Origin of the sequence: Psychrobacillus sp. NPDC093180, assembly GCF_044754065.1 — a bacterium.
Classification (GTDB): domain Bacteria; phylum Bacillota; class Bacilli; order Bacillales_A; family Planococcaceae; genus Psychrobacillus.
Window position 1 is genome coordinate 15,739 of record NZ_JBIVOJ010000012.1, and the last position, 26,028, is coordinate 41,766.

The following is a 26,028-nucleotide window of genomic DNA, read 5'->3' on the forward strand; positions in this document are numbered from 1 at the left end:
CTCAAGCTCGTGGGTGAAACTGTTTATAAACCTCTTTCAAACGTTTTTTGCTTACATGTGTGTAAATTTGTGTAGTAGAAATATCGGAATGTCCGAGCATTTCTTGAACGGCACGTAAATCCGCCCCATTTTCGATAAGATGGGTGGCAAATGAATGTCTAAGTACATGTGGTGTAATGTCTTTTTGAATGCCTGCACTTTGTACATGCTTATTTAACAGCTTCCAAATACCTTGCCTAGTTAATCGCTTACCTCGTTGACTAATAAAAATAGCATCTGTTCGTTCCGCTTGTTTTAATAACTTCGGTCTTGCTTCCTCTAAATACCTCTCACATGCACGGATTGCCGCACCGCCAAGCGGGATGATTCGCTCTTTACCACCTTTACCGAATACTCGGACAAAACCCATCGTTAAATGTAAGTCTTCTAAATCTAAATTTAAGCATTCGCTTATCCTCATACCACTTGCATACATCAACTCAAACATCGCCAAATCACGAACTCCTTGAGGCTTGGACAAATCGATACTATCCAATAATTTCGTTAGCTCTTCTACCGATAAAAAATTTGGCAGCTTTTGTTCGATTTGAGGTAGCTCTAGATGAATTGTTGGATCTTTAGTTGTCACTTTTTCACGTAGTAAAAACTGATGGAATGATCGGATGGAGGAAATATGTCTTGCAATCGTGCGTGCAGACTTACCTTCTTCTTTTAATTTCCGTAGGTGAACCAAAATATGTTGTCGCTCAACAAGGTCTAAATTATGTAGTTGTTGCGTTTCCAATACGGACTGTATGTAATCGACTAAATCTTTTTTATAAGATACTAATGTGTTTTCCGCAAGCTGGCGTTCCATTCGTAAAAAATGTATATAATCTTCTAAATGCACTAATCCGTTTTTCAAAAAAGAACCTCCCTATGAAAAAAAGGACAGCATATGCTATCCTTTTTTCGGTTATTTATCTTGGCAGCGATGACATACTCCGTGAAACGTTAATCGATGGTCTTTTATTTTAAAGTTCCATTTATTTTCCACAATTGCTTCCACGTCTTCTAGTAAGTCTTCTTGAATTTCATCTACAGCACCACATTCGATACATACTAAGTGATGATGGAAATGTGCTGCCCCTTCTTGTCTTAAATCGTATCGGGAAACACCATCTCCAAATTGAATTTTGTCGACGACATTCAATTCATTCAATAATTCAAGTGTTCGATACACTGTTGCAAGTCCAATATCTGGTGATTTTTCTCTTACTAATAAAAATACATCTTCCGCACTTAAATGGTCTTCTTCGTTTTCAAGCAAAACACGAACAGTCGATTCTCGCTGCGGCGTCAGTTTATAGCCCGCACCAGATAATTGTTTTTTAATACGATCAATACGGCTTTCCATATGACGCCCCCCTAAACTTCTTTCATTATACCAAAAAATGAATTCTCATTACAAGACATTCACTTAATAATAATTATTAAAAGGTACTAATTATTAAATAATATAAATGGTATAAAGAAGAACTCTATAATAATAACAATTATATAGAAGGAAAGCGAGAATACATTGACCCGGTTTGCAAGCGCTAGAAGAAGTAAACAATAGATGAGTTGAAATGGGAACCACCAAAACACATAAGGAAATGTAGATTCCTGTGTTTGGAGCAAGTAACTAGAGGCAAACCCGTAAAACGTAATGCGAAAAGCACAAAGGATCAAGATGAGCTTGCGCAAATAACGATGCTGATAAAACAAAAAGAATACAACAGCAATCATGATATGCGGGAAAATAGTTTCCAGAAAAGTAGGTTGTTCTAATAATAGAACACGTGCGTCCAGGAGATTAATAATCCATTGCTGCTGTTCTGGTGTGCTTTTTTCAAAGAGATATAAACCACCGATAAAGCTAAAAACGAGTACGCATAGTGAAATGAGAATAGTATAAGACTGGTTCAAGTTGGAACACCTCCCTATCTACTCTCATCATATGCTTGTACCACGATTAAAGATGTCTACTTTAAGTAGTTTTTTACCCAAAGAAATGCAAAAGCAGTCTTCGCATCATATATTTCTTTTCTATCAATCATAGATTCCATTTCATCTATTGAAACATGCATCAATTCGACAAATTCATCTTCATCCATATCTACTTTTTCTTCCAGTTCCACAATATTTTCAGCTAAGTAAAGATGGATAATTTCGTCAGCAAATCCTGGAGATGTGGCAAATGATTGAATGTATTGCAACTTGTTTGTTGTATATCCAGTCTCTTCTTCTAGCTCCCTCAAAGCCGTTAATTCTGGCGCTTCGTTGGGTTCAATTTTTCCAGCAGGTATTTCAATAATGGAACGTTCTAAAGCTTTTCGATATTGTTCGACTAAAATAATCTTTTTTTCTTCTGTCATCGCAATAACGGCGACTGCTCCTGGATGCTTCACTATTTCTCTTTTACCAGTTTGACCATTCGGTAATTCTACGTCATCTACTTGTAAAGTGATAATTCTGCCTTTAAACTTTTGTTCTGTTTGAATAGTTTTTTCCTCGAATTTTTTCATTTTTTCATTTCCTTTCATTTGAAACTGTCTTGCTCTCATTGTACCATGAAGAAAAGGACGTGATACAAATTGCAAAAAAGACAATTAGGAAATAGTAAAATTTTCGTTTCGGAAATAGGCTTTGGTTGTATGTCACTTCCAACCAATCAAAAAGATGCCGATCTAATAATACAAGTAGCCCTCGATCATGGCATCAATTATTTCGATACCGCAGATTTATACAATCACGGTGAAAATGAAAAAATCGTAGGGAATGCACTTAAAAATAACCGAGAGCAAATCATTTTAGCAACAAAGGTTGGCAATCGCATGGACGAATCAGGAGACGGCTGGTCATGGGATCCATCGAAAAAATGGATCACAACCGCTATCCACGAATCTTTAAAACGACTACAAACCGATTATATTGACGTGTACCAATTGCATGGCGGCACAATGGAAGACGATGCAGATGAAGTAATCGACACGATGGAATCGCTTAAAAAAGAAGGCCTTATCCGAGAATATGGCATTTCTTCTATCCGACCGAATGTAATTGATCGCTTTCTAAAGAATAGCAATGCCGTTTCTGTCATGATGCAATATAGTTTACTAGATAGAAGACCAGAAGAATGGTTGCCACTACTTGAGGAACACCAAGCTTCCTTACTTACTCGAGGCACGCTAGCAAAAGGATTATTAACTGCAGAAGGGCTTGAACGGGCTAATAAAACAGGTGAATATCTGACCTATTCCAGTGAGGATTTGCTAAAAACCATTGAACAGTTACAAGCATTGGATGCACCAATCAATGCAATTGCACTTCACCATGTCCTCGATCAAAAAGCCACCGGATCTATGATAATTGGTGCAAGTAGCACAGAGCAGCTTCTAGAAACAGTGGAAGCATACAATACGGAAGTTTCTGAGGATGTTTTATTAAAGGCACGAGAAATAACGAAACAAGATGTGTATACAGAGCATCGAACTTAACGACAGGAAACCGCTGAACTTAGAGTTCAGCGGTTTTTATGTGGTTATCGGTGTGATCTTGCGATTTAGAGAGCCTATTTTGCGATTCTTGGCCGGTATCTTGCGATTTGACCATGATATCTTGCGATTCAGAGAGGTTACCTTGCGATTCGCGGGTGGTATTTTGCGATTTCACTTTTTAGATAGATTATTTGTATAAGAAAGTATATGTTTCTTAACCCGTTCCTTTTCTTCCTCCGTCATGTCGTCTAATTTAAAAGGCTCATTCTTATCCTCCGATATAAGAATTGTAGAAGGTTTTGGGAGTACTTCTTTCAAATCCTCCCCTTGGCCAACATTAGTAATATTGGATGAAGTATAATCCGAAGATATTATTTCTGTTCTTTTATTATTTCCATCCTTATCATAAAAGTCCTCAATCGATCTAGTATTTACTGTTATATAATTTTTTCCTTCCTCCACATTCGTTAAATCATTCACTTTTTTGTAGCCAGCATTTTCCCCCCATGTCTCAACTACATAAACATTCACATGTTCATATTTCTCCGTATTACTACAAGCAAATAAAAGAAAAAGCGGAATCATAAATAAAATCTTTTTCAAACTAACCCTCCCTTCCAACTTGTAATTTAGATTTTCCCTTTCTAAGTTTTACTCCTCATATTTTAGTAATCAAATCCAAGTTTTTTATCATAGTCGGTAGCTCCCCTAAATCATCCACTACAAAATCCGTTTCAAAATCATCCCATTGAAAATCTTTCTTCCAAATCCCTTTCATTCCTACAACTTGCGAAGCCCTCACATCATTATCGGGATGATCTCCAACAAAAACGCTTTGTGAAGCAGTTACATTCAACCTTTCTAATGCCCTTTCAAAAATTGCAGAATCTGGTTTCTTAATCCCTTCCGTTTCGGATACTAAAATTTCATCAAAATACTTTTCAATCCCGAGAGCCACTATATTATCCATTCGAAACTGACCAAATCCATTTGTAATCATTCCTAAGACTAGGTTACGGTTTTTCAGTTCCTCTAGCATGCTATAAAGATTTGGAAAAGGAACGCAATGATGCTTAAATTCACTTATGTAATCTTGTAGCAAATACTCCCAATCTATTTCTAATTTGTATTCATACACTAATTGTTGATACACTTTATCTTTCCACACATATCCTCGACAATCTAACACTATGAATCTAGTCATATACTCCTCTTTAGGTATATGCCCTACATAATTACTTAATCGATCGTATTGATTATCAATAAATTTCTTTACGGATGCATCTCGGTCGAGTAAAGTTCCATCTAAATCAAATAATACCGCTTGAATCATACATCTATCCCCTGTCCTAATCAATTAACCCCAAAAGGTTTGCGCAAATCCATAAATAATAATGATCATAAATGACATTTCACATAATGTATAAATATACTCCTTACGATTAGTTGCATATTTCCTTTCCATCAAAGCACGTACTAATGCATCCAAAACAAAAAAGATCATTATAACCCCTAAAAAGTACCAAGTACTATTTGCTAATTCAGGATTTTCAAACTTCCACATATTGAAAGCTATGATTATTACTAGAAATGTAATACTTATTATTTCTCCAATTTTTTTATGGAGATCATTTACATACCTATTGGAAAACATACTTTTCTTATCTACTTTCAGAACTTTTGTCATAATTTTATTGAAAATATACATCAATATAAATATAGAAACTACAAACAAACCAATCTTAATCCATACCATCTAAAATCCCCTTCCATTAGTGGTAGTTATTTCTATCTATTTTTCAGTTTAGCACAAAACTACGCAATTTTATCGCATAATTCAATCTATTGTTGTATATACTTGGATATACTTATCTGGAGAGGAATGTTATAATGAAAGAAAAACAAGGAGTGATCCAAATGGTTACTAAAGTTAGTCAATGGGGAAACAGTTTAGGTGTCCGTATTCCTAAGACAATTGCAGATAAACTAAATATCAAAGAAGGTACTGAGATGAATATGTATGCAGATGACAATATGATTACATTAGAACCTGTTAAAACTCGATATACTCTGGAAGAATTAGTTTCACAAATTACGGATGAAAACAAACATTCTTCAATTGAAAGCGGAGAACCAATGGGAGACGAATTAATTTGAGTTATATTCCGGAAAGAGGAGACGTAGTAACTTTAAACTTTAACTCACAAAAAGGTTCCGAACAGGCGGGATATAGACCTGCAATTGTTATATCACCAAAAGCATATAATCGTGCAACGGGATTGGTTATTGTTTGTCCTATTACTAGTAAACAAAAAGGATATGCGTATGAAGTGAAGATGCCTGCTACAGCTTCAGTTACTGGTGTTATATTATCAGATCAACTTAAAAGTATGGATATAAAAGCAAGATCAGTAAAATTAAAAGAAACACTATCTAGCAACAAAGATTTAGAAGTTGTTATCGAAGAATGCTTGGCAAAAATTAAAACGTTAGTAAATTAAAACCCCCTGAAAAATTTCAGGGGATGTTAACTGTCATTATGCTTTTTGAACTACAATTTCTTCATCCACAACGTCTACATAGACCTTTTCCATAGATTCTTCTTCCAAAATAAGATCTGTTAAAGGATCTTCAATTTTGTCTTGAATCACTCTACGAAGTGGTCGAGCACCGAACCGTTTGTCGTAACCCAGTTTAACCAATGCATGTTTTGCTTCCGAAGAAATGGTTATTTCCATATTATTTTCTGCAATCGTTTCTTGTAAATCTTCTAGCATCAAGTCCACGATCGCAAGTAAATTTTCTTCTGTTAGTTCATTAAATGCAACGATCGCATCGAAACGATTAAGAAATTCAGGTTTGAAATAAGCCCCTAGCGTTTCGAGCATGTTAACAGATTCATGTACTGCTTGATTGAACCCGACACTTACTTTTTTGTCGCCTGTTCCAGCGTTACTTGTCATAATGATGACTGTATCTTTGAAACTTACTGTTCGGCCTTGTGAATCCGTTAATCTACCATCTTCCATTATTTGCAGGAACATATTTTGCACATCTGGATGTGCCTTTTCTATTTCATCCAGCAGTAAAATGGAATATGGATTACGTCGAACATGTTCTGTCAGTTGACCTGCTTCCTCATGGCCTACATAACCTGGTGGGGAACCAATAATTTTAGACACCGAATGTTTCTCCATATATTCACTCATATCTAGACGAATCAACGTATCTCGCGAACCAAATAGTTCCTCTGCTAGCACTTTCGTAATCTCCGTTTTACCGACACCAGTAGGACCAACAAATAAGAATGAGCCAATTGGGCGATCTTTCGATTTAAGTCCTGCACGGCTACGACGGATAGCTTTGGCAATTTTGTTTACCGCATCTTCTTGGCCAATCACTTTTTTGCCAAGACTTTCTGCAATCCCCTTCATTTTTGCTTGCTCTGCTGCTTGTAGTTTCGTCACAGGAATTCCTGTTTTTTCTTCGACGATTAATTCGATATCTGCAACCGTCACTTCTACTTGAGGAGTATCTCCATTTTGTGTTGCTTGCTCTAACTGTTTACGCAATTGGATTTCCTCCATACGTAAATTTGCTGCTCTCTCGTAGTCTTCTTTTTCTGCAGCTTGTTCTTTTTGTTGTATTACTTCGTTAAGACGATTGTTGATTGAATCTGAATCCGCTATCGTATGGGTTAAGTTTAAGCGCGCCCCTACTTCGTCCATCAAGTCGATTGCTTTGTCTGGTAAAAATCGATCTTGAATATAACGTTGCGATAAAGTAACAAAAGCTTCTATCGCTTCATCCGAATAGCGTACTCCGTGGTAGTTCTCATAACGATCCTTAACACCATTTAATATATGAATCGCATCTTCAGTAGTCGGTTCCTTCACAATAATTGGTTGGAAGCGACGTTCAAGAGCAGCATCTTTTTCGATTTGACGATATTCTTTCAATGTAGTTGCACCGATTAGTTGCATTTCTCCGCGTGCTAAAGCTGGTTTCAAAATATTCCCGGCATCCATTTTTGAACCTTCCGCAGTACCTGCTCCTACTAATAAATGAATTTCATCTATGAAGAGAATTACGTCTTTGCGCGTTTGAAGCTCTTGGATCAATTGTTTCATGCGTTCTTCGAATTGCCCGCGAATACCAGTGTTTGTTACTAGGGATGCGACATCTAGCAAGTACACTTGTTTATTCATTAATTTTACTGGTACATCGCCTTCGTGGATTTTCACTGCAAGTCCCTCGGCGATCGCTGTTTTACCAACACCAGGCTCTCCGATTAAGACAGGATTATTTTTATTTCTTCGATTTAATGTCTCAATAACACGTTTTACTTCTTGTTCACGGCCGATGACTGGATCGATTCGGCCTTCCTTAGCATCGTTTGAAAGATTTTTACCAAGTTGGTCCAACAAACTATCGCCTTGATGATTATCTGCCTGTCTTGTTTTTGTTCGTGCCTGATGACCACCATTAGATTGGAAAAACTGCTGTGCATCACTACTAAATGACGGTATTTTCCCTGCAGTCAATTGCGATTGAATATCTTGAAAACAAGTATGACATAGGTGCATTTGCATTCCTTGATGATTAACTTGTACTTTTAAACTCATCGTTGCGTCGTTTTTTCCACAATGTTGACATTTCATATATATAATTCCTCCCAATAATCATTTGACTTTGACTATCTTTAACCTTTGACTTTAGTATACACTGACCTTTTTTGACTTTCAAATAATTTGCTTGGGTATATAAATTATCAAACATGAAATAATAACTATTAAAAAAACTGCCCAGAAATCTAATAAACAGATTTCTGGACAGTAATTGTACTTCTATTAAAACTTCGAACCACCATATCCATACTCATCCAGTAGTTCTTCAAACGTTTTATTTTTTTCTTTTTGCTTTTTTTCAAAAGCTAGCTGAGCTTGTCTTTCTTCTTCTACTACCCTCTCGATTGTGGGCGAAAAATCTAAATTTACAATGGCTAATTGGATATCTTCGCATTTAATTCAATCAAGAGAAAAAAATGGAACTGTCCTATGATATAATGCAAATAATAGAAAAGTTATGGTTAAGGAGGCTGCCATTTGGATTCCGACCTCAAAAAACTTATAATTCAAATCATTCTAGACTATAAAGAAAAAGGACCACAATGGAAACCCGGAAAAGACTTAATACATCTAAAAAAACGAATCACTAGGCGTGATATCCCCTTAGAATCCACACTAGAAGAATATAATAATTTAATTACTGATATAGTTACAAATATCCAAAGTAATGTCCACATTTATCACTTGGAACATTTTGCACAACGCTACATTATCTTTTCCGCAAATAATTGGATAATTATCATTGGGGAAGATAGAAGTATGGAAACAGCTATGACAACAAAATCATCCGATCGTTATTTATCAAAAGAAAAAGGATATAATTATATTGGTACAGTTAAGGAGGTTTTTTCATGGATCGAATGACATTAATAAATCTATATGGTCAAGGAGTCACTGATTGTGAAACAAGCCCTTTTGAAATGCTTGAAACATTCCATATTAGAAGCGAATTACATCAACTAACACTTACTAAAGAAGAAAAAAGAATGTTAGCTGCCTATGATTTAAAATTATTAAGCCATGCAGAACAAGTTTATGAACACACAAATAAAGCCTATGACTTTTCAATGTCTAAAGAGTCCATGGACGAATGGTGGTGGCATTTGGATTCCCTACTCAAAGGAGAAATTGTATTTAGTGCTACATCTCTTTATGATGATGTTATTTAAAATAATTAAATAAACACAACTCCAACAAAAAAAGTTTAGAAATCCACCTACTGGATTTCTAAACTTTTATAATTCGCCTAAAACTTCGAACCACCATATCCATACTCATCCAGTAGTTCTTCAAACGTTTTATTTTTTTCTTTTTGCTTTTTTTCAAAAGCGAGCTGAGCTTGTCTTTCTTCTTCTTTTGCTTGCTCTTCTGCTACTAGCTGTTTCTTTGTTTCTTTTAATTTATCTAGTACATCAGATGAAAGCTGATCGAATAGACCATTTCCCTCTTCTTTTTTTGCTGCTGGTTTTGCTTGTTGTTTTTGTTTTTTCTTTGCCATTTGGTTCACCTTCTTATATTAACGTTTAACGATTGTCGCTACTCCTTGGCCACCGCCGATACATAGTGTTGCAAGGCCTGTTTTCGCATCTTGTTTTTCCATTTCATGAAGTAAAGTAACGAAAATACGTGCGCCACTTGCTCCTATTGGATGACCAAGAGCGATAGCTCCACCATTTACATTTAGTTTATCATGATTGAAAGCTAATTCTCTATCAACAGCAATCGATTGTGCCGCAAATGCTTCATTTGCTTCGATCAAATCGATATCGGAAAGAGAGATTTGCGATTTAGTTAACACTTTTTTCACTGCTTCCACTGGTCCAATTCCCATGATACTTGGATCTACCCCAGCAGATGCATTTGCTACGATTGTAGCAATTGGTTTTAACCCTAATTCTTCCGCTTTTGCCTTAGACATTACAACTACCGCTGCTGCTCCGTCATTAATACCTGAAGCGTTTCCTGCAGTGACAGATCCATCTTTTTTAAATGCTGGACGAAGCTTACTTAATTTTTCTTCCGTAGATCCTTTTTTCGGATATTCATCCGTATCAAATATGATTGGATCTCCTTTACGTTGTGGAATTTCTACAGGCACGATTTCATCCGCAAATTTTCCTTCTTCTATTGCACTTACAGCACGAGCTTGTGATCTTGCAGAAAAAGCATCTTGCTCTTCTCTTGTAATACTATATTGATCGCATAAATTTTCCGCTGTAATTCCCATATGATAGTCATTAAATGCACACCATAAGCCGTCAGAAATCATGCTGTCCACCACTTTTTGATCACCCATACGGAAACCATCTCGTGCATTTTTCAATAGATAAGGAGCTTGGCTCATGTTTTCCATACCACCAGCCACAATTATGTCCGCATCTCCTGCAATGATTGCTTGTGTAGCAAGGTGGATTGCTTTTAGACCTGATCCACATACTTTGTTAATAGTTAGTGCCGACACAGCTACAGGTAATCCAGCTTGGATAGAAGCTTGTCTTGCTGGGTTTTGTCCTAATCCTGCTTGAAGTACATTCCCCATGATTACTTCATCTACAGCATCTTTACTTACTCCAGCTTTTTCTAAAGCTTTTTCAATAACGATGGCACCTAATTTTGTTGCTGGTACATCTTTTAATGCACCTTGGAATGAACCAATTGCCGTTCTAACTGCACTTACGATAACTACTTCGTTTGTCACTTTTATTTCCTCCTCATTTTCCCCTATATTTTGTTCCCCAATTTCCACTACCTTCTTATTCTACTAAATTTCTTAAAAAGTTGCTTGTTTTAACTACGATTCTTACAATAGAATGATAGGATACATATGTATAGTTTATCAAAGAAGGGGACAATTATCGAGATTGGGAGTCAGCTGGAAACGTAAAATATTCATAAAACAACTGTAAAAAGTATGCATGAACTACTATCAATTGTGGAAAAATTATTAGAAGAAGAAAATTTCGTACGAGCAATTAATTTAAATAGTTGTCCTTTTACTATTGGTAACCCAGAAAATGTAACAACCTTAGATATTGTGAATATGCTAAGACATAAGAGTATTGTCGAGAATACGAAATAAATAGGAGTGGAGGCTATGAAAAAAAGAGTCATCGTTTGGACGAGTATTTTTACAAGTGTCGTCACGGCGATCACCACTGTTTTCGGATTTTTTGTTACGAACAAGTTAATGTATATGAAGAAAAAAGAAAATGACTTCATATTAAACCGCGAAGTTACATCGAAACGGTTTGATGAGGCTTGGTTTCGTGCAGTGAACAAAACAGAGCAGTGGATCGAGTCAATAAATGGGTATTCCTTAAAGGCTATCTTTGTAGAGCCATTAGAAACAAAAAACTACGTTATTATTTGTCATGGAGTAACCGAAAACAAAATAAATTCCCTTCGTTTTGTACGGATGTTTGAACGACTAGGCTTCAACAGCGTTGTCTATGACCATCGAAGACATGGAGATTCTGGTGGGAAAACAACAAGCTTTGGTTTTTATGAAAAGATCGATCTGCAGTCTATTGTAGAAGTAGTCCGAGAGCGGGCAGGAGAAAATGCGGTTATCGGCATTCATGGTGAATCAATGGGAGCAGCAACTATGCTACTATATGCAGGTTCTATAAAAGATGACGCAGATTTCTATATTTCCGATTGTGCTTTTTCTAATTTTGAGGAGCAAGTGTCACACATCATCAAAAAGTCAACTCCCCTTCGCACAGGACTTGCCATTCGATTTGCGAATCTATTCTTAAAAATGCGGGATGGTTACACATTAAATCTCGTATCGCCAATTGATGTAGTAGATAAGATTGAGAAACCAGTGCTATTTATTCATAGTTTGCAGGACGATTTTATACTGCCAAAAATGACCGAGGAATTATTTGAACAGAAAAAAGGACCTAAATCATTAAAGCTGTTTGATATTGGATTGCATGCAAAATCATTTAATGAAAATAGTGAAGAATATGAGCAAGTAGTTGCAGACTTTTTATTAGAAAACAAGCTACTGAATAAGTAAAAAGCACTCATTGAAGAGTGCTTTTATTTGTTTTGCATTTTATTCATTTGGTTCATCATTTGTTTTACTTGTTTTTCAGAAGGCTTACGTCCCATCTGTGCCATCATCATTCGAAGCATTTGTTCATTGATAGGTGGGTTTTCTTTTAAGTATTTCATCATATATTGACGTGCTGCAAAGAAACCGATTGCCGCACCAGCGATTAACGCAACGATTACAATAATAATCCATATCCAAGTTTGCATATTTTCTCCTCCTTTACGTTCTTGTCTACGTGTACAAGACACCACTGAAAATTATACTATATATTCCCTGTGCATTCTATATAAATTAAAGAAAAAAGCAATTCGAATACTATTAACGACAAGTATTCGAACTGCTTTTATACATTTCTTATCCCGCATTAACGGGCAGTTATACTCTCATTTCAAGACAGCGGGAATGAAGTACCTCCCACTGATTGAAGTTTCGCTTTATTTTTGTAGTAAGTTTTTCATTTTCGCAACAACATTTTCTACAGAGAAACCATACTCTTTCATCACAATTTCCCCTGGAGCACTAGCACCAAATTGATCAATTGCAATGACGTCTCCTTCAAAGCCAACATAACGGTGCCAGCCAAGAGATGATCCCATTTCAATTGCTAATCGTTTCGTTAAATGAGATGGCAAAACAGATTGTTTATAGGCTGCATCTTGTTTCTCAAATAAATCCCATGATGGCATTGAAACAACTGAAACTTGAATGCCTTCAGCAGCAAGCGCTGTCTGCGCTTCTACAGCTAGACTAACCTCTGAACCTGTAGCAAGTAGAATTGCTTCCGCATTTTCATTTGGTGAGATGACATAAGCACCTTTAGCAACACCCTCACTTGCTTGTTCTACAGAACCTTTTAGCGTCGGCAAGTTTTGACGAGATAACACAAGTACTGTCGGATGATCTTTCGCAGATACAGCAAGTTTCCATGCTTCCGCTGTTTCGTTTGCATCAGCAGGACGAACGACTGACAAACCTGGCATTGCACGTAACGAAGCTAAATGCTCGATCGGTTCATGTGTAGGACCGTCTTCTCCAACGGCAATACTATCATGTGTGAACACATAAGATACTGGTAATCCCATAAGAGCGGATAAACGAATCGCAGGTCTTACATAATCACTAAATACGAAGAATGTACCACCGAATACGTTTAAGCCACCATGAAGTGCCATACCGTTTAAAGCAGCACCCATCGCGAATTCACGCACGCCAAACCAAATGTTTTTGCCTGCATAATTCTCTGCAGCAAAATCTCCAGCATTTTTCATCGTTGTTTTATTTGAGCCTGCTAAATCTGCACTTCCTCCAAAGAATGAAGGGAGATTTTGAGCAATCGCATTAATTGCATCTCCAGAAGCAGAACGAGTCGCATGGGATGAACCTTCTTCATAAGTTTTCATTGCAGACGCAAAATTCTCCGGAAGCTCTCCACTGATTGCTTGTTTAAATGTAGTAGCAAGCTCTGGAAATGATGCTTCATATGAGCTAAATCGTTCATTCCAAGCATTTTCTTCGTTTACTCCTTGACGCTGAGAAGCTTCTTTAAAAGTCTCATATACTTCTTCTGGTACATGGAAGTCACCTTCGAATAACCATTCATATGCCGCTTTTGCTAAAGCTGTTTCATCTTTTCCAAGTGGCATACCATGTGCATCCGATTTACCAGCTCTATTTGGAGAACCAAAACCGATAACTGTTTTCACTTCAATAAGGGTTGGTTTATCATTTTGTGCTTTCGCTTTTTCGATTGCAGCGGAAATTTCAGCGATATCGTTTCCGTCTTCCACTAAAATATAATTCCATCCGTAAGAATCAAATCGTTTCTCCACTTTCTCAGAGAAAGATTTGTGCAAATCTCCATCAAGAGAAATATCATTGCTATCATATAAAACGATTAGCTTATCTAATTGTAAATGCCCTGCAAGTGAAATCGCCTCTGCTGCGACACCTTCCATTAAATCGCCATCTCCGCAAAGCGCATATGTGTAATGATCTACAATAGCATGGTCTTCTTTGTTGTACGTAGCTGCTAAATGAGCTTCTGCCATAGCCATACCTACTGCCATTCCAATACCTTGTCCAAGAGGACCAGTTGTTGCTTCTACACCTACAGTATGACCAAACTCTGGATGTCCTGGAGTTTTAGAGCCCCACTGTCTGAAGTTTTTTATCTCTTCCATCGGTAAGTCGTACCCACCAAGGTGAAGTAGACTATAAAGAAGCATGGAACCATGACCTGCGGATAAAACAAAACGGTCACGATTAAACCAGTTTGGATTATTAGGGTTGTGACGTAAGTGCTTTGTCCATAATGTATAAGCCATTGGTGCAGCTCCCATTGGAAGACCTGGATGGCCTGAATTCGCTTTATCGATTGCATCAATAGATAAGGTACGAATTGTATTAATTGCAAGTAAATCTGACTGTAATGACATGAATGACATCCTCTCGAACAAAATTTTTAACTATAGCTCTAGTTTAGACAACAATGCATCTATTATCAATGGTTTCTGAAATGATTAATTAATTCAGAAACTTACCTTTTTTGGCTTGTTGTACTTTTGCAGGAGTAACATCATTTCCAGCAGGATCGATTACTTTCACACTTTCAATAGTATCTCTCATAGTAGATCGGAACGTTTCTAAATATTCTTTTCTTAGAGCGCTTTGTTCTTTTGCTTCTTCTATGGATAATCCAGTTGTTTTAGATTTTTTGGAGAGCTCGCCAATGCGTGCTAGTTTTTGTTTACTTAACATATATATCATCCTTTCCTTTTGTATCTCTTATAAAGGTAAGTAAAAAAGAGACAGAGTGCAAGTCTTTACACTTCCTCTGTCTCCATAAATTCAATATATCTGCGATGAACAGTTGCCTTACTTATTTCAAAGCCTAATCCTTTTAACGTGGAAGCTATCTCTTCGTACGTTAGCCCAGCATTTCGCAGCCTTACAATTTCATTTACAGGTGCATCAATTCGTTCTCTTCCTTCCGGATTTCCTTTTACCTTTAAGTTTTTCTCAGGTCGAAATCCTTTAGAAACAGCTCGTTTCATTCCCCGCTTGATTTTCGCATTATGAAGCTTCCGTTGATATTCCTCCACCAGTGCTAAAATTTCTAACAGCATAGAATCCATTTCATTTAAATTCAATATACCTTTATCTTGTAAAGTAAAGACAGATGTATTAGTTTTTTGAAGTAAATGAAGCACTGCCATTCGACCATTTCCACGACCTATTCGAGTCTCATCCTGAACGAAAACCGCTTTAATATCGAAATCCTTTATGTATACGAGTAAATCAAGCAAGCCCTCGCGCTCAATATCATATCCACTATGTTGATCTGTAAACACTTCACATACTTCATAACCTTGCGCTTGTGCAAATTCTATCAGTTCCTCTTCTTGTCTGGCTAAAGAAGATTCTTGCGTTTCTTTTTCCGTGCTCACACGACAATATATTACTGCTTTCAATTACTATCACTCGCTATCTCTGTGCCATGATCAAAATGGAAATTTTCCTGTATCTCCGGAATAACAAGCACTTCCCCTACTCGAATATGAGAGCTTTGTAAATTATTCATGACCATTACTTTATTTATCCATTCTTCTTTTGGTTCGTCTGTTGCAAACTTATTTGCAAGTTCCCATAAAGAGTCGCCATGTTCTATTTTAATTTCAGATTGTTGTTCTGTCGATAATGTATTAGAGATAATCAGCGTCATCATAAAAACAACACATAATCCTAAAAATAATGTAATAAAATTGTTTTCTTTTACCCAATTCACGTTAAATCCCCCTAATTAGAATGTTTGTTCGGTATTTATGTTCCTATCATAAAACGAACATTTGTTTTTGTCAACACTTATTAGAACCTATGTTTGCATAATGTATGAGAGACTGTTATACTTATAGTAAGAAAGAATTTAGTAGAAAAATGACCAAAAAAGAGGTGAACTCATTGAAAAAAGCATCGAAAAGACAAGAGGACATTTTAGCTTTTATTAAGGAAGAAGTTCGTACGAAAGGATATCCACCCTCCGTACGTGAAATAGGCGAAGCAGTCGGACTAGCATCGAGTTCTACTGTGCACGGGCACTTAGCTCGTCTTGAGAGCAAAGGCCTTATTAGAAGAGACCCGACGAAACCACGCGCAATTGAAATTCTTGATGGTATTGCCGAAAAACAAGGTGTTGTCCATGTTCCGTTAGTAGGTAAGGTTACAGCAGGTCTACCAATTACTGCTGTCGAAAATATTGAAGAGTTTTTCCCGCTGCCTGAAACATTCGGTACAGCCGATGATCATTTATTTATGTTAGAGATTATGGGAAATAGTATGATAGAGGCAGGTATACTAGATGGTGATTATGTTGTCGTAAAACAACAACAATCTGCTAATAATGGGGATATAGTTGTCGCAATGACAGAAGAGGACGAAGCTACGGTTAAACGTTTTTTCAAAGAAAAATCATATTTCCGCTTGCAACCTGAAAATTCTTCTATGGATCCAATTATTGTTGACCAAGTATCGATTCTCGGTAAAGTAGTTGGCGTATACCGCAATATCCAATAAGGGATAGAATTCTCGTAAACTTGACAAATTATATGAAAGTCCGTATGATGACAAAGAGCCGATATCATATTTAAACGAAAAGTGGACATTTTCGTTTAAATCATCGAAAAACCCACTTATCTTTAATCAGATGAGTGGGTTTTGTTTTATCCTTCTGTTGCTTGTATTTCTACTTCTTCTCCATTTAATATTAATCGATAAGTTACTTCCGCTTTTAACGAAGCAGAAACTGCGCAATACTTTTCTTCTCCAAGTTTAATAGCACGAATAACCTTTTTCGCATCAATATCCCCTTTTACATCAAATAATAATGTATATCCCGTAAATGCAGTCGGTAATTCTTCACGACGAGCCCCGTCCACTGTGATTTCAATTGATTCGATTTTTTCTAAATGTGGTTTTAAAATCATCGTTACGTCAATTCCAATACAACCAGCTAACGAACTAAGTAACATTTCCGTTGGTGTCGGAGCCTTTCCTTCTCCCCCGTAGTTTGCCGTTGCATCCATTACCATTGGATAACCAGATGCACCTTTTGCTTCAAACGCTCGTCCACCCTGCCATATCGCTTTTACTTCCATTGTTTATCATGCTCCTTTTTTAAAACTCATTTACTTTTGCTAAAAACTTTTGGGCTCTTTCTGTTGATGGATGTAAAAAAAACTTTTTCGGCTCTGCATCTTCTACAATTTGACCTTCCGCCATAAATAATATGCGATCTGCCGCATCTTGTGCAAACCTCATTTCATGCGTAACGATAACCATTGTCATACCTTCATCAGCCAATTCTTTCATCACTTTCAACACTTCTCCTACAAGCTCTGGGTCTAATGCGGAGGTTGGCTCGTCAAACAACATAATTTTAGGCTCCATGGCCAGTGCACGTGCAATTGCTACACGCTGCTGTTGCCCACCTGAGAGCTTCGAAGGATAGACATTCTCTTTTTCCTGCAAGCCGACCTGTTTCAAAACTTTTGAAGCGATTGCTTTCGCTTGTTCCTTCGATTGCTTTTTCACGACGATCAATGCTTCCATTACATTTTCAATCACCGTTTTATGAGGATATAAGTTAAATTGTTGGAAAACCATACCAGTATCTTGACGGATGGCATGAATTGTTTTTTGTTGTACTTTTCTCGAATCCTTTGCAAATAGTTGATGATTATTAACAGAAATTGCCCCGCCAGTAATCTTCTCTAATCCATTGATACACCGCAAAAACGTACTCTTTCCTGAACCACTCGGTCCAATAACCGCGACTACTTGATGAGCGGGAATCGTCAGCGAAATATTTTTTAACACTTCCTGTTGATCGAAGCTTTTCGATAAATCACTTATCTGTATCAAGACTGTCCCCCCTTAATAAACGGATAATTGTTTTTCTAATCTACTTAATATAAATGTAAATACCGTACTCATGATCCAATACATTAAAGCAATCGTTAAATAAAACGGCATATTTACATAATACTGTGCGATTAATAATTGGGCTGAGCGCATAAGCTCCGTAACTGCAATCACAGAAACTAAAGAAGTCTCCTTCAGCATCCCAACAAATGTATTCCCGAGTGGTGGTATCGCGATACGTATCGCTTGTGGAATAACGATACGGCGAATAGCCTGTGCCTCTGTCATCCCAGTCGCAAGAGCCGCTTCTGTTTGCCCGGCAGGCACCGCTTGGATCGCTCCTCGAAATGCCTCCGATACATAAGCACCAATATTAATACTTAATGCAATATAAGCAGCTGTCAATGAACCTAGCTCTATCCCAAAATCGACAAGCCCAAAATACACGATAAAAATTTGAACTAATGGTGGTGTTCCCCGAATAATCGATACATACCCTCTCGCTACATTACGAAAGAAGCGATTGCCCTTTAAACGTGCAATCGCTGTGATCAAACCGATTATTAAACCGAAAAACATAGATACCACCGTTATTAATAAAGTATAATACGCTCCCTTTAATAAAAAGGGTATATTATCTATGATCATATCCATGTACACAACCTCTTTTCTTACTCGGCTTTCGGTTCTTCATCAAACCACTTAACGAAAATTTCTTTATACGTTCCGTCTTCTTTCATCTCGGCTAATGCTTTATTTAAGGCAGCTACTAACTCTGTATTCCCTTTTTTAACAGCTACTGCAGCTTGATCCGATTTAATCGGTGCACCGACCGCTTTTACTTGAAATCCATTTTCTTCAACAATTGGTTTTAATGCATAGGCATTATTGATCGTTGCGTCCACTCGTCCAGCGTCTAAATCTTTAAGCGTTGTGATCACATCGTCGTATGTGTTGATTTGGAATTCACCAACTTGTTTCATCAACTCATTACGCAGGAATGCTTCATCATTCGTTCCTAAACCAACTGCAATCTTTTTGCCTTTAAAATCATCTACTGATTGAACAGAAGTATTATCTTCCTTCACAATAACTTTTACATCATTTGTAATATAAGGATCTGTAAAATCTAATTGTTTTTGTCGATCTTCTGTAATCGTCACCTGACTAACTAACATATCAAATTTACCCTTTTGCAACCCAGGGATTAAACCTGAAAATTCCTGCGCAACAAATTTTGCTTCAACACCTAGTCGCTTCGCTAATTCTTTTGCGATATCTACATCAAATCCATCAAATCCTTGCTCCTTATTTCGGAAATTATAAGGCGCATATGTACCCATTATCCCTACTGTTATTTCCCCTTTATCCTGAATTGCTTGTAATGAGTTTTTGTCATTTTCCTTATTAGCATTATTACCACATGCTGCTAACAGCAAAACTACTGCAGCTACTAAACTCCATAACACTTTACTTTTTTTCATCAATATTTCCTCCTTATATTGCCTATAACCATTTTTTCAGCTTTTTCATCACTAGTACCACTAATCAACCAAAACCAAACTTTTTCTTATTATTCCCCAAAAGCAGGTACAATATGACGAAAATTAACATGTATACAAAAAATAAAGAAGTTGTTGGATAAGTCTCTACAAAACTAATCCAACAACTTCTTTATTACTGCATTTTTTTCTCTAATTCCGCAATTCGCTTTTCTAGCTCCTCGACTTTTTGTGCGATCGGTACCGCAACCGCCCATGTATAAAACTGATTAACACTTTTAAGGGGATCTTTGCCATCTGTAATTTTCAATCTCATCGCTTCTTGACGAATTGCTTCCTGTCCTGCTGTTAGCTGTGACTCAGCCATACGTAATTCCTCCTTTTTCAATTCAACTGCATTATTCAGTGCAGCTAACGTGTTAGTTCCTACTATTCCGTCTGCCGTTAAGTTGTTTGATTGTTGGAAGCTTTTAATAACTGCTTCCGTTACTGGACCTTCTATTCCATCCACATTCAATTGATAGCCAATCATTACGAACATTTTCTGTAGCTCTGCCACTTCTGGATCCACTATATAGTGTAAGGGATTTACGGCATTTGGTTGGCCTGGTGCATAATTAGGAATATGCAATTCAAAATGTAAATGCACTCCTGTACTATTACCAGTGCTGCCTTTAACTCCAATTTGTTGACCTTGATTGACGATTTGTCCCGGTTTTACGGTAATCGTTTTCAAATGCGCATACAATGTTTCGTACCTATTGCCATTCACAATATGTGTAAGGATGATCGCATTTCCATATCCATCAATCACCTCAGCTCGTTTTACAGTGCCTTTTTCAGAAGCTATTATGATGGGACTTCCATCACTACCAAAATCTACACCTTTATGTGCTTTCCATTCTCCAGTAACCGGATTTTTTCGAAGTGGGCTGAACCTCGAAGTGATTCTTCCTTCGCACGGTCTAATAAACATGACATTTCTCCTTTCTATCGTTTAGTAGAATCAATGTTCCCTTTATTAGTAAATGCAGAAATAATATATTTTTATAGTCTATTATCATTAGTTTTGATAATAAATTTATAAGAAAGCTCTATCGCAAAAAGTTTCTCTGCTTCTTCTAGTTTTCGCTTTACCTCTTCTAAAATCCTCTCATTTCCTTCTTTGTTAATAGGTCCAACTGGTTGCACAATATAATATCCTGGTCCAGGAATCCAATTAGCCATTATTCAAACCTCCGACTCATTTAAAATGGAATATCTCCAATTCGATAATCCTTCGTCTCTTTAAAAACTATAAACTTCGGCTTCTTAAAAAAGCGGGATATAAGCTTTTTATCATAAAGCGCCATCAAAGAATTGCTTGTTAAATTAGTCGTGTAGATTGTTACTTTATCTTGTCGGCTGGTGGATAAGGCATATAGAAATTTATGAACAAAGTCCGTAGCAGTCTTCTCAGTGTCAATCGCTCCTGATTCAGCACCAAGATCATCAATAACTAGGAAATCTATCTGTTCGATTAGCCTCAAAAAATAGAACTCATTTAGTATCAATTCTGGTTTTTTATAGGATTCTCTTACTTTACGAAGCATCAGTTCAAAACTGATAAATGCACAAGATTTCTGAACCGGCTCATCGTCACCTATACTTTTTATCTTCCGAGTGTTCAAAGCTCGAAGGATAGCATAAGCCAAATGACTCTTGCCGGCACCAGCCTTACCTTGGAAAATAATGTTGAATACTTGTCCATTTTCTAAGCGATCCACACATTCTATTACCATTTGCTTATTAAAGTAGGCTTCTGTTTGCGCATGAACTGTATAATTTTCAAGCGTTGCATCTAGTAAGGTTCGATCAGACAATAAGCTTTTTCGTTCGAGAGAAAGACTTTTTAAATTAGCGAATTGTGTATTTATTTTATTTTCCAATGCTTTATTTTCATGGTTTGTAAAACACTTCGGACACTTGGCTTCGCCTTCAAATTCCAAAAGTTGAACCGAATGAATCGGGCATGCTTCAGAACGGTAAATCATTCTCTTGTCGAAAGTCTTCAGCACGTTGCCTATTTGCTGCATGCTCGTCCACCACTTTCTTTTGATTTCGATAGTTTTCAAATTTCGTTCCAAAAAGCGTATCTGGACGTAGAAACTTGCTCCATTTAGGATGATTCAGCCACTCGTTCACTTTCACGTCTATCACATGAGTAAAGTCGTCGAGGCGATATCCTTCATTCCATCGCGCTGTGATTTTAGCTTGGGTAGTTTTCGAGCTTGCTTTAAAATTTGTTTTTGCTTTGCTGTTCAAATAATCGATGATTATTAAAAACGGAATAACCGCTTGCTCTTTTTTTATTATTTTTTTATTATCTGTTGTAATATCTGAAGTTATATCTGTTAATGATTTTGACAAATTGTCAGGTTCCATTTCTACATTTTGAAATGTTCCATTAGGACAGTTTGTCACAAACCATTTGACAAAATTGTCAATGTGAAGCCGGTAATGTACCGTTGGAGACCCACCTGCTCTAAAAAGCTTTGTTTCGATTAAGCCTTTTTCTACTAATTTATTCGTAGCATAACGAACTTGCCGTTCGTTAAACATACTTCCCTGTACCAATCTTTATACGATTTATAAAAAAATCCATCCGATCTTTTAGCTTTGTCCGCATAAAAAACAATCTGATTTAACAACAAAGACTCTGCCATATCACCAGTAATTTCAATATACAATTTAGGAATCGAAACAATGCCATTTTGTACACTTGATCGCGCTAAGATATACTGAAGTTTATTAAATCTACTCATCACCAATTCTCCTTTCATTAGGTAGATAGGTTGGTTTGGTGAAATTGGATACATAAAAATAGAAAAATAAAAAGGCTTTAGTTCAAGTTCACACTGACCTAAAGCCTTTTTATATATTATTCATTTTTAAGTTTTATTGATAAAACATTAATGTTTATCCTATAAACGTACTTAATGCCATTACTCCAAGCAACCCATAAATAAATACGGTTGAACATTAAAGCCAGCAAAAGCACTTGGCACAAACCAATTCTTAATTATGAGACGTAAAAAACATTATAATTTGTGATAATTCTAATTACCTAATTTATTTTGTGTATTTCAATTAAGTCATTTTATGTTAAAATCTCAAGTAGGTATATGTGCGCAAAACCATAACAGGTGGATAGTCGCACTAAAATCTTTTCTATTTACATATATTTTTAAATAGGAAGAAAATTGAGGAATATTATTAGGAGGAAATACTATGAAAAGAACTTTATCGTTTGCTTTAACCGCTACATTGATACTTAGCAGTTCAGCTATCTCCCCCACTCCGGCAGATGCTGCAGGAAAAGCATTTAGCAACTGTACAGAATTGAATAAAGTTTATAAAGGTGGAGTAGCAAAAGCGGCTAACGTAAAAAACAAAGGTGGCAAAACTAAATATGCACCTTTTGTATCAAAAGAAATTTATGATGCCAACGTAAAAAGTGATCGTGATAAAGATGGGATTGCTTGTGAAAGATAAATCTTATATTAGTCGTTATCAGTAATAAATGTAGTTTTTTTCATCACCATCAGTTAGATATCGGCTGTTTTTAGAGAAAAAGAAAAAGCGTTGGAGCCATAGAGCCCCAACGCTTTTCTATTAATACATCTTCAAATATTGTTCACGTTCCCAAGGATGTACAGTCGTTCTAAACATATCCCATTCAATCTCTTTCGCTTCTACGAAGTTTGCATAAATATGCTCACCTAGTGCTCCGCGGATTACTTCACTTTTTCCAAGTTCTAATACCGCTTCATGAAGAGTTGGTGGTAAGTTATGAATACCGTTTTCGATACGTTCTTCTTCAGTCATCACGTAAATATTACGGTCAACTGCTGGTGGTGGCGTCATTTTTTGTTTAATGCCATCTAGACCAGCTTGTAAAATTACAGCCATCGCTAGGTATGGGTTCGCTGCTGGATCTACAGAACGAACTTCAATACGTGTACTTAATCCACGAGAAGAAGGAATTCGAACTAGTGGGCTTCTGTTTTGACCTGACCAAGCAACATAACAAGGTGCTTCGTAACCAGGAACTAAACGTTTGTATGAGTTTACAGTTGGGTTTGTGATAGCAGTAAAATGTTGTACATGCTCTAATACACCTGCCATAAATTGCATCGCTGTTTCGCTCATTTTGCTTTCTGTTGATTCATCGTAAAATGCATTTTCTTTCCCGTTGAATAATGAAACGTTAAAGTGCATTCCAGAACCGTTTACGCCGAATAATGGTTTTGGCATGAATGTCGCATGTAAACCATGTTTACGAGCGATTGTTTTAACTACTAGTTTAAACGTTTGAATATTATCACATGCTGTTACCGCATCTGCATATTTGAAGTCAATTTCGTGTTGTCCAGGAGCTACTTCATGGTGAGATGCTTCAATTTCAAAGCCCATTTCCTCTAGCTCAAGTACGATATCGCGGCGGCAGTTTTCTCCAAGATCGACTGGCGCTAAATCGAAGTAACCACCGTGGTCATTTAATTCTAAAGTTGGTTCGCCTTGTGCATCTAATTTAAATAAGAAAAATTCAGGCTCCGGTCCTAAGTTAAAGCTTGTGAATCCTAATTCTTCCATTTCTTTTAATACTCGTTTTAAGTTATTACGTGGATCTCCTGCAAATGGAGTGCCATCCGCTTTATTAACGTCACAGATTAGACGAGCTACTTTCCCTTTTCCAGTTATCCAAGGGAATACAACCCATGAATTCAAATCCGGAACTAAATACATATCTGACTCTTCAATTCGTACGAATCCTTCAATAGAAGATCCGTCGAACATCATTTTATTGTCGAGAGCTTTATCGAGCTGACTCACTGGAATTTCAACGTTTTTAATCGTACCTAGTATGTCTGTAAACTGAAGACGAATAAAATTCACCTCATGTTCCTTGACGAACTTTTTAATATCTTCTTTTGTGTACTTGCTCATTTTTTCACTCTCCTAAATTATTTTATAATCAAACCCCGTTCTATCGAAAGAAGCGAGACAGATCTCCTTGCCGTAAAGATGCCCGTTGATGTCTTTGAGCTATCTGCATTTCTTCTTTTACAATTGCACGAAGTTGTGCATCTGTAATTACTTGTTTTGCATCGTTTTTTAATGCTGGATTGTTTTTCATTTCGAAGATTTGTTTAATCCCGGCAATATTCACACCTGTTGCTAGCATGTCTTTTATTTCCAATAATGTATCGATATCATCTAAAGAGAACATGCGTTGCTTTCCTTCTGTTCGTGCAGGCTGAACAAGTTCATGTTCTTCATAATATCGAATTTGTCTAGCTGTTAAGCCAGTTAACTGCATGACAATATTCATAGATAGCAGTGGCATGGAACGTCTCCATTCCTTTTCCATCGCTGCACCTCCTAGCTGGATATATGAATAGTATATGTCATGTTAGCTAACATGTCAACATCATGTCAGGAAAAGTAACATGATTTTTTGTTTCACACAAGAAATCACTTTCCCATAGAAAGAGTCGTCTACCAATATCTTTCTACTCAAAATTGGTTGCTCTCATGCCAAATTGGTTGCTTTTCGAATCTAACTGGTTGCTTTGGATGACTAGTTGGTTGCCCTTATCCTCTTATTGGAATTACTCCATTGATACGTATTTATTTTAGCTAAACGGATATGATGTATACCTTTCAACAAAAATCACTATTTTAACAATTGGTTGCTTTCACCAGCAATTTGGTTGCTCTCATGCTGAATTGATTGCTTTCAACACTGATTTGGTTGCTTTCTAAGACCGTCTAGTTGCCCTTAGCCATTTAATGAGATTTAGTTAACCAAGCTGTATTTTACTCCCCACTCTTTCTAAAAAATCTATATCCTATGTAGTTTAACAAAGCCCCCCGTTCCATACTTCCCCATGAGAAGCCTCACAAAACAAGACTGAAAATTAAAAAACGTGAAAAATGATCAACTCATTTTCCACGCTTCCTATATTTACCTTAAAGACTGCACTGCTCCTAAAATAGCATATTTCACATGCTCATACGTCAAGCCACCTTGGATAAAGGCCGTATACGGAGGACGGATTGGTCCATCTGCAGTTAACTCCATACTAGATCCTTGAATGACTGTACCCGCGGCCATAATGACATCTTCCTCATAATCCGGCATATAAGCAGGTTCAGGCGCAAATTGCACATTAACTGGCGAATGCATTTGAATCGCTTTGCAAAACTGAATCATTTGTTCAAATAAGATTAGTTCTTTTTGTGCAATGGGGTTCTATCATTATGCACATTGTAACAAAGTCAATTTTACCCACGATATAACCCCCACTTTTTTCTAACTTAAGGACGCATCAATATAATTCTAGCATGCAATT

At 36.8% G+C, this 26,028-nt stretch carries 34 protein-coding genes and 2 pseudogenes; 8 read left to right on the forward strand and 28 right to left on the reverse strand.

Going from position 1 to position 26,028, the window contains the following annotated elements:
* Position 1: 1 nt before the first annotated feature.
* The 4 genes from xerD to ACIP9W_RS17195 all read right to left on the reverse strand — a co-directional run bounded on the left by xerD (position 2) and on the right by ACIP9W_RS17195 (position 2,549).
* Positions 2–904 carry a site-specific tyrosine recombinase XerD gene (xerD, locus tag ACIP9W_RS17180; RefSeq protein WP_282243951.1) on the reverse strand — a complete coding sequence of 301 codons (903 nt, stop codon included), beginning with the start codon at positions 902–904 and terminating at the stop codon, positions 2–4.
* A 51-nt stretch (positions 905–955) separates the two neighbouring features.
* On the reverse strand, positions 956–1,396 hold the full coding sequence (fur, locus tag ACIP9W_RS17185; protein ID WP_142537257.1) for a ferric iron uptake transcriptional regulator: 441 nt from the start codon (positions 1,394–1,396) through the stop codon (positions 956–958).
* An 86-nt stretch (positions 1,397–1,482) separates the two neighbouring features.
* On the reverse strand, positions 1,483–1,950 hold the full coding sequence (locus tag ACIP9W_RS17190) for a hypothetical protein (protein ID WP_142537258.1): 468 nt from the start codon (positions 1,948–1,950) through the stop codon (positions 1,483–1,485).
* Positions 1,951–2,006: 56 nt separating this feature from the next.
* Entirely contained in the window at positions 2,007–2,549 is a 543-nt protein-coding gene (locus ACIP9W_RS17195; protein ID WP_400791807.1) for an NUDIX hydrolase, read from the reverse strand.
* Positions 2,550–2,618: 69 nt separating this feature from the next.
* Here ACIP9W_RS17195 and ACIP9W_RS17200 point away from each other — a divergent pair, with 69 nt between their 5' ends.
* Positions 2,619–3,521, forward strand: a complete 903-nt coding sequence (locus ACIP9W_RS17200; RefSeq protein WP_400791809.1) for an aldo/keto reductase — start codon at positions 2,619–2,621, stop codon at positions 3,519–3,521.
* Positions 3,522–3,692: 171 nt separating this feature from the next.
* Here the strand turns inward: ACIP9W_RS17200 and ACIP9W_RS17205 are convergent, their stop codons facing one another.
* The 3 genes from ACIP9W_RS17205 to ACIP9W_RS17215 are packed head-to-tail and all read right to left on the reverse strand — an operon-like array spanning position 3,693 to position 5,277.
* The gene (locus ACIP9W_RS17205; protein ID WP_400791811.1) at positions 3,693–4,124 is read right to left on the reverse strand and encodes a hypothetical protein; all 432 of its coding nucleotides are present in this window, start codon (positions 4,122–4,124) and stop codon (positions 3,693–3,695) included.
* Between the two features lie 55 nt (positions 4,125–4,179).
* On the reverse strand, positions 4,180–4,854 hold the full coding sequence (locus ACIP9W_RS17210) for an HAD family hydrolase (RefSeq protein WP_400791814.1): 675 nt from the start codon (positions 4,852–4,854) through the stop codon (positions 4,180–4,182).
* A 24-nt stretch (positions 4,855–4,878) separates the two neighbouring features.
* The gene (locus tag ACIP9W_RS17215; protein ID WP_400791816.1) at positions 4,879–5,277 is read right to left on the reverse strand and encodes a DUF4181 domain-containing protein; all 399 of its coding nucleotides are present in this window, start codon (positions 5,275–5,277) and stop codon (positions 4,879–4,881) included.
* 161 nt (positions 5,278–5,438) lie between these two features.
* Here ACIP9W_RS17215 and ACIP9W_RS17220 point away from each other — a divergent pair, with 161 nt between their 5' ends.
* Both ACIP9W_RS17220 and ACIP9W_RS17225 read left to right on the forward strand, forming a co-directional pair.
* Entirely contained in the window at positions 5,439–5,678 is a 240-nt protein-coding gene (locus ACIP9W_RS17220) for an AbrB/MazE/SpoVT family DNA-binding domain-containing protein (protein ID WP_400791818.1), read from the forward strand.
* A complete protein-coding gene (locus ACIP9W_RS17225; protein WP_400791820.1) occupies positions 5,675–6,022 on the forward strand; it encodes a type II toxin-antitoxin system PemK/MazF family toxin in 348 nt (115 codons plus the stop codon). Before ACIP9W_RS17220 ends, ACIP9W_RS17225 begins: the two co-directional genes overlap by 4 nt.
* Positions 6,023–6,058: 36 nt before the next feature.
* Here the strand turns inward: ACIP9W_RS17225 and ACIP9W_RS17230 are convergent, their stop codons facing one another.
* Both ACIP9W_RS17230 and ACIP9W_RS17235 read right to left on the reverse strand, forming a co-directional pair.
* Entirely contained in the window at positions 6,059–8,182 is a 2,124-nt protein-coding gene (locus ACIP9W_RS17230; protein WP_400791822.1) for an ATP-dependent Clp protease ATP-binding subunit, read from the reverse strand.
* 189 nt (positions 8,183–8,371) lie between these two features.
* Positions 8,372–8,491: pseudogene (locus ACIP9W_RS17235) on the reverse strand (YqkE family protein); the annotation flags it as partial.
* A gap of 135 nt (positions 8,492–8,626) precedes the next feature.
* Between ACIP9W_RS17235 and ACIP9W_RS17240 the strand changes: the two are divergent.
* Both ACIP9W_RS17240 and ACIP9W_RS17245 read left to right on the forward strand, forming a co-directional pair.
* Entirely contained in the window at positions 8,627–9,013 is a 387-nt protein-coding gene (locus ACIP9W_RS17240) for a hypothetical protein (protein ID WP_400791825.1), read from the forward strand.
* Entirely contained in the window at positions 9,001–9,318 is a 318-nt protein-coding gene (locus tag ACIP9W_RS17245) for a hypothetical protein (protein ID WP_400791827.1), read from the forward strand. The genes ACIP9W_RS17240 and ACIP9W_RS17245 overlap by 13 nt, the downstream gene beginning before the upstream one ends.
* Before the next feature lie 77 nt (positions 9,319–9,395).
* On the opposite strand, the gene ACIP9W_RS17250 is transcribed toward ACIP9W_RS17245, so the two are convergent.
* On the reverse strand, positions 9,396–9,647 hold the full coding sequence (locus tag ACIP9W_RS17250) for a YqkE family protein (protein WP_400791829.1): 252 nt from the start codon (positions 9,645–9,647) through the stop codon (positions 9,396–9,398).
* 18 nt (positions 9,648–9,665) lie between these two features.
* Entirely contained in the window at positions 9,666–10,847 is a 1,182-nt protein-coding gene (locus ACIP9W_RS17255; RefSeq protein WP_400791831.1) for an acetyl-CoA C-acetyltransferase, read from the reverse strand.
* Positions 10,848–11,243: 396 nt separating this feature from the next.
* Between ACIP9W_RS17255 and ACIP9W_RS17260 the strand changes: the two genes are divergently transcribed.
* Positions 11,244–12,173 (forward strand): alpha/beta hydrolase, encoded by a 930-nt coding sequence (locus ACIP9W_RS17260; RefSeq protein WP_400791834.1) that lies wholly within the window; start codon positions 11,244–11,246, stop codon positions 12,171–12,173.
* Between the two features lie 23 nt (positions 12,174–12,196).
* On the opposite strand, the gene ACIP9W_RS17265 is transcribed toward ACIP9W_RS17260, so the two are convergent.
* The 5 genes from ACIP9W_RS17265 to yneA form a co-directional block, all read right to left on the reverse strand.
* On the reverse strand, positions 12,197–12,418 hold the full coding sequence (locus ACIP9W_RS17265; RefSeq protein ID WP_142537267.1) for a YneF family protein: 222 nt from the start codon (positions 12,416–12,418) through the stop codon (positions 12,197–12,199).
* A 228-nt stretch (positions 12,419–12,646) separates the two neighbouring features.
* On the reverse strand, positions 12,647–14,647 hold the full coding sequence (gene tkt / locus ACIP9W_RS17270; RefSeq protein WP_400791836.1) for a transketolase: 2,001 nt from the start codon (positions 14,645–14,647) through the stop codon (positions 12,647–12,649).
* An 88-nt stretch (positions 14,648–14,735) separates the two neighbouring features.
* Positions 14,736–14,969, reverse strand: a complete 234-nt coding sequence (locus ACIP9W_RS17275; protein WP_400791838.1) for a DUF896 domain-containing protein — start codon at positions 14,967–14,969, stop codon at positions 14,736–14,738.
* Positions 14,970–15,034: 65 nt separating this feature from the next.
* Positions 15,035–15,682, reverse strand: coding sequence for a YneB family resolvase-like protein (locus tag ACIP9W_RS17280; protein ID WP_400791841.1), 648 nt, complete (start codon positions 15,680–15,682; stop codon positions 15,035–15,037).
* Positions 15,679–15,996 carry a cell division suppressor protein YneA gene (yneA, locus tag ACIP9W_RS17285; protein ID WP_142537271.1) on the reverse strand — a complete coding sequence of 106 codons (318 nt, stop codon included), beginning with the start codon at positions 15,994–15,996 and terminating at the stop codon, positions 15,679–15,681. The genes ACIP9W_RS17280 and yneA overlap by 4 nt, the downstream gene beginning before the upstream one ends.
* 173 nt (positions 15,997–16,169) lie before the next feature.
* Between yneA and lexA the strand changes: the two genes are divergently transcribed.
* Positions 16,170–16,781, forward strand: coding sequence for a transcriptional repressor LexA (gene lexA, locus ACIP9W_RS17290; RefSeq protein WP_282243972.1), 612 nt, complete (start codon positions 16,170–16,172; stop codon positions 16,779–16,781).
* Between the two features lie 146 nt (positions 16,782–16,927).
* On the opposite strand, the gene ACIP9W_RS17295 is transcribed toward lexA, so the two are convergent.
* From ACIP9W_RS17295 to ACIP9W_RS17335, 9 genes are all read right to left on the reverse strand, one after another.
* Positions 16,928–17,362 carry an OsmC family protein gene (locus tag ACIP9W_RS17295; RefSeq protein ID WP_400791848.1) on the reverse strand — a complete coding sequence of 145 codons (435 nt, stop codon included), beginning with the start codon at positions 17,360–17,362 and terminating at the stop codon, positions 16,928–16,930.
* A 19-nt stretch (positions 17,363–17,381) separates the two neighbouring features.
* Positions 17,382–18,128 carry an amino acid ABC transporter ATP-binding protein gene (locus ACIP9W_RS17300; protein ID WP_400791850.1) on the reverse strand — a complete coding sequence of 249 codons (747 nt, stop codon included), beginning with the start codon at positions 18,126–18,128 and terminating at the stop codon, positions 17,382–17,384.
* A gap of 12 nt (positions 18,129–18,140) precedes the next feature.
* Complete coding sequence (locus ACIP9W_RS17305) at positions 18,141–18,782, reverse strand: amino acid ABC transporter permease (protein ID WP_400791852.1); 642 nt, start codon at positions 18,780–18,782, stop codon at positions 18,141–18,143.
* A 17-nt stretch (positions 18,783–18,799) separates the two neighbouring features.
* Positions 18,800–19,612 (reverse strand): substrate-binding periplasmic protein, encoded by an 813-nt coding sequence (locus ACIP9W_RS17310; protein WP_400791854.1) that lies wholly within the window; start codon positions 19,610–19,612, stop codon positions 18,800–18,802.
* Between the two features lie 193 nt (positions 19,613–19,805).
* The gene (locus tag ACIP9W_RS17315) at positions 19,806–20,606 is read right to left on the reverse strand and encodes a peptidoglycan DD-metalloendopeptidase family protein (protein WP_400791857.1); all 801 of its coding nucleotides are present in this window, start codon (positions 20,604–20,606) and stop codon (positions 19,806–19,808) included.
* Positions 20,607–20,677: 71 nt separating this feature from the next.
* Complete coding sequence (locus ACIP9W_RS17320; RefSeq protein ID WP_400791859.1) at positions 20,678–20,857, reverse strand: hypothetical protein; 180 nt, start codon at positions 20,855–20,857, stop codon at positions 20,678–20,680.
* Positions 20,858–20,877: 20 nt separating this feature from the next.
* A complete protein-coding gene (locus tag ACIP9W_RS17325) occupies positions 20,878–21,705 on the reverse strand; it encodes a P-loop NTPase family protein (RefSeq protein WP_400791861.1) in 828 nt (275 codons plus the stop codon).
* Complete coding sequence (locus ACIP9W_RS17330) at positions 21,647–22,231, reverse strand: conserved phage C-terminal domain-containing protein (RefSeq protein ID WP_400791864.1); 585 nt, start codon at positions 22,229–22,231, stop codon at positions 21,647–21,649. The genes ACIP9W_RS17325 and ACIP9W_RS17330 overlap by 59 nt, the downstream gene beginning before the upstream one ends.
* Positions 22,189–22,434 (reverse strand): hypothetical protein, encoded by a 246-nt coding sequence (locus ACIP9W_RS17335; protein WP_400791866.1) that lies wholly within the window; start codon positions 22,432–22,434, stop codon positions 22,189–22,191. The genes ACIP9W_RS17330 and ACIP9W_RS17335 overlap by 43 nt, the downstream gene beginning before the upstream one ends.
* A 466-nt stretch (positions 22,435–22,900) precedes the next feature.
* Here ACIP9W_RS17335 and ACIP9W_RS17340 point away from each other — a divergent pair, with 466 nt between their 5' ends.
* A complete protein-coding gene (locus ACIP9W_RS17340; RefSeq protein ID WP_400791868.1) occupies positions 22,901–23,164 on the forward strand; it encodes an excalibur calcium-binding domain-containing protein in 264 nt (87 codons plus the stop codon).
* A 120-nt stretch (positions 23,165–23,284) separates the two neighbouring features.
* Here the strand turns inward: ACIP9W_RS17340 and glnA are convergent, their stop codons facing one another.
* The 3 genes and pseudogenes from glnA to ACIP9W_RS17355 all read right to left on the reverse strand — a co-directional run.
* A complete protein-coding gene (gene glnA, locus ACIP9W_RS17345; RefSeq protein WP_400791870.1) occupies positions 23,285–24,619 on the reverse strand; it encodes a type I glutamate--ammonia ligase in 1,335 nt (444 codons plus the stop codon).
* Positions 24,620–24,659: 40 nt separating this feature from the next.
* Positions 24,660–25,043, reverse strand: a complete 384-nt coding sequence (locus ACIP9W_RS17350) for a MerR family transcriptional regulator (RefSeq protein ID WP_282243985.1) — start codon at positions 25,041–25,043, stop codon at positions 24,660–24,662.
* A gap of 597 nt (positions 25,044–25,640) precedes the next feature.
* Positions 25,641–25,895, reverse strand: a pseudogene (locus tag ACIP9W_RS17355) (methionine gamma-lyase family protein); the annotation flags it as partial.
* Positions 25,896–26,028: the final 133 nt, after the last annotated feature.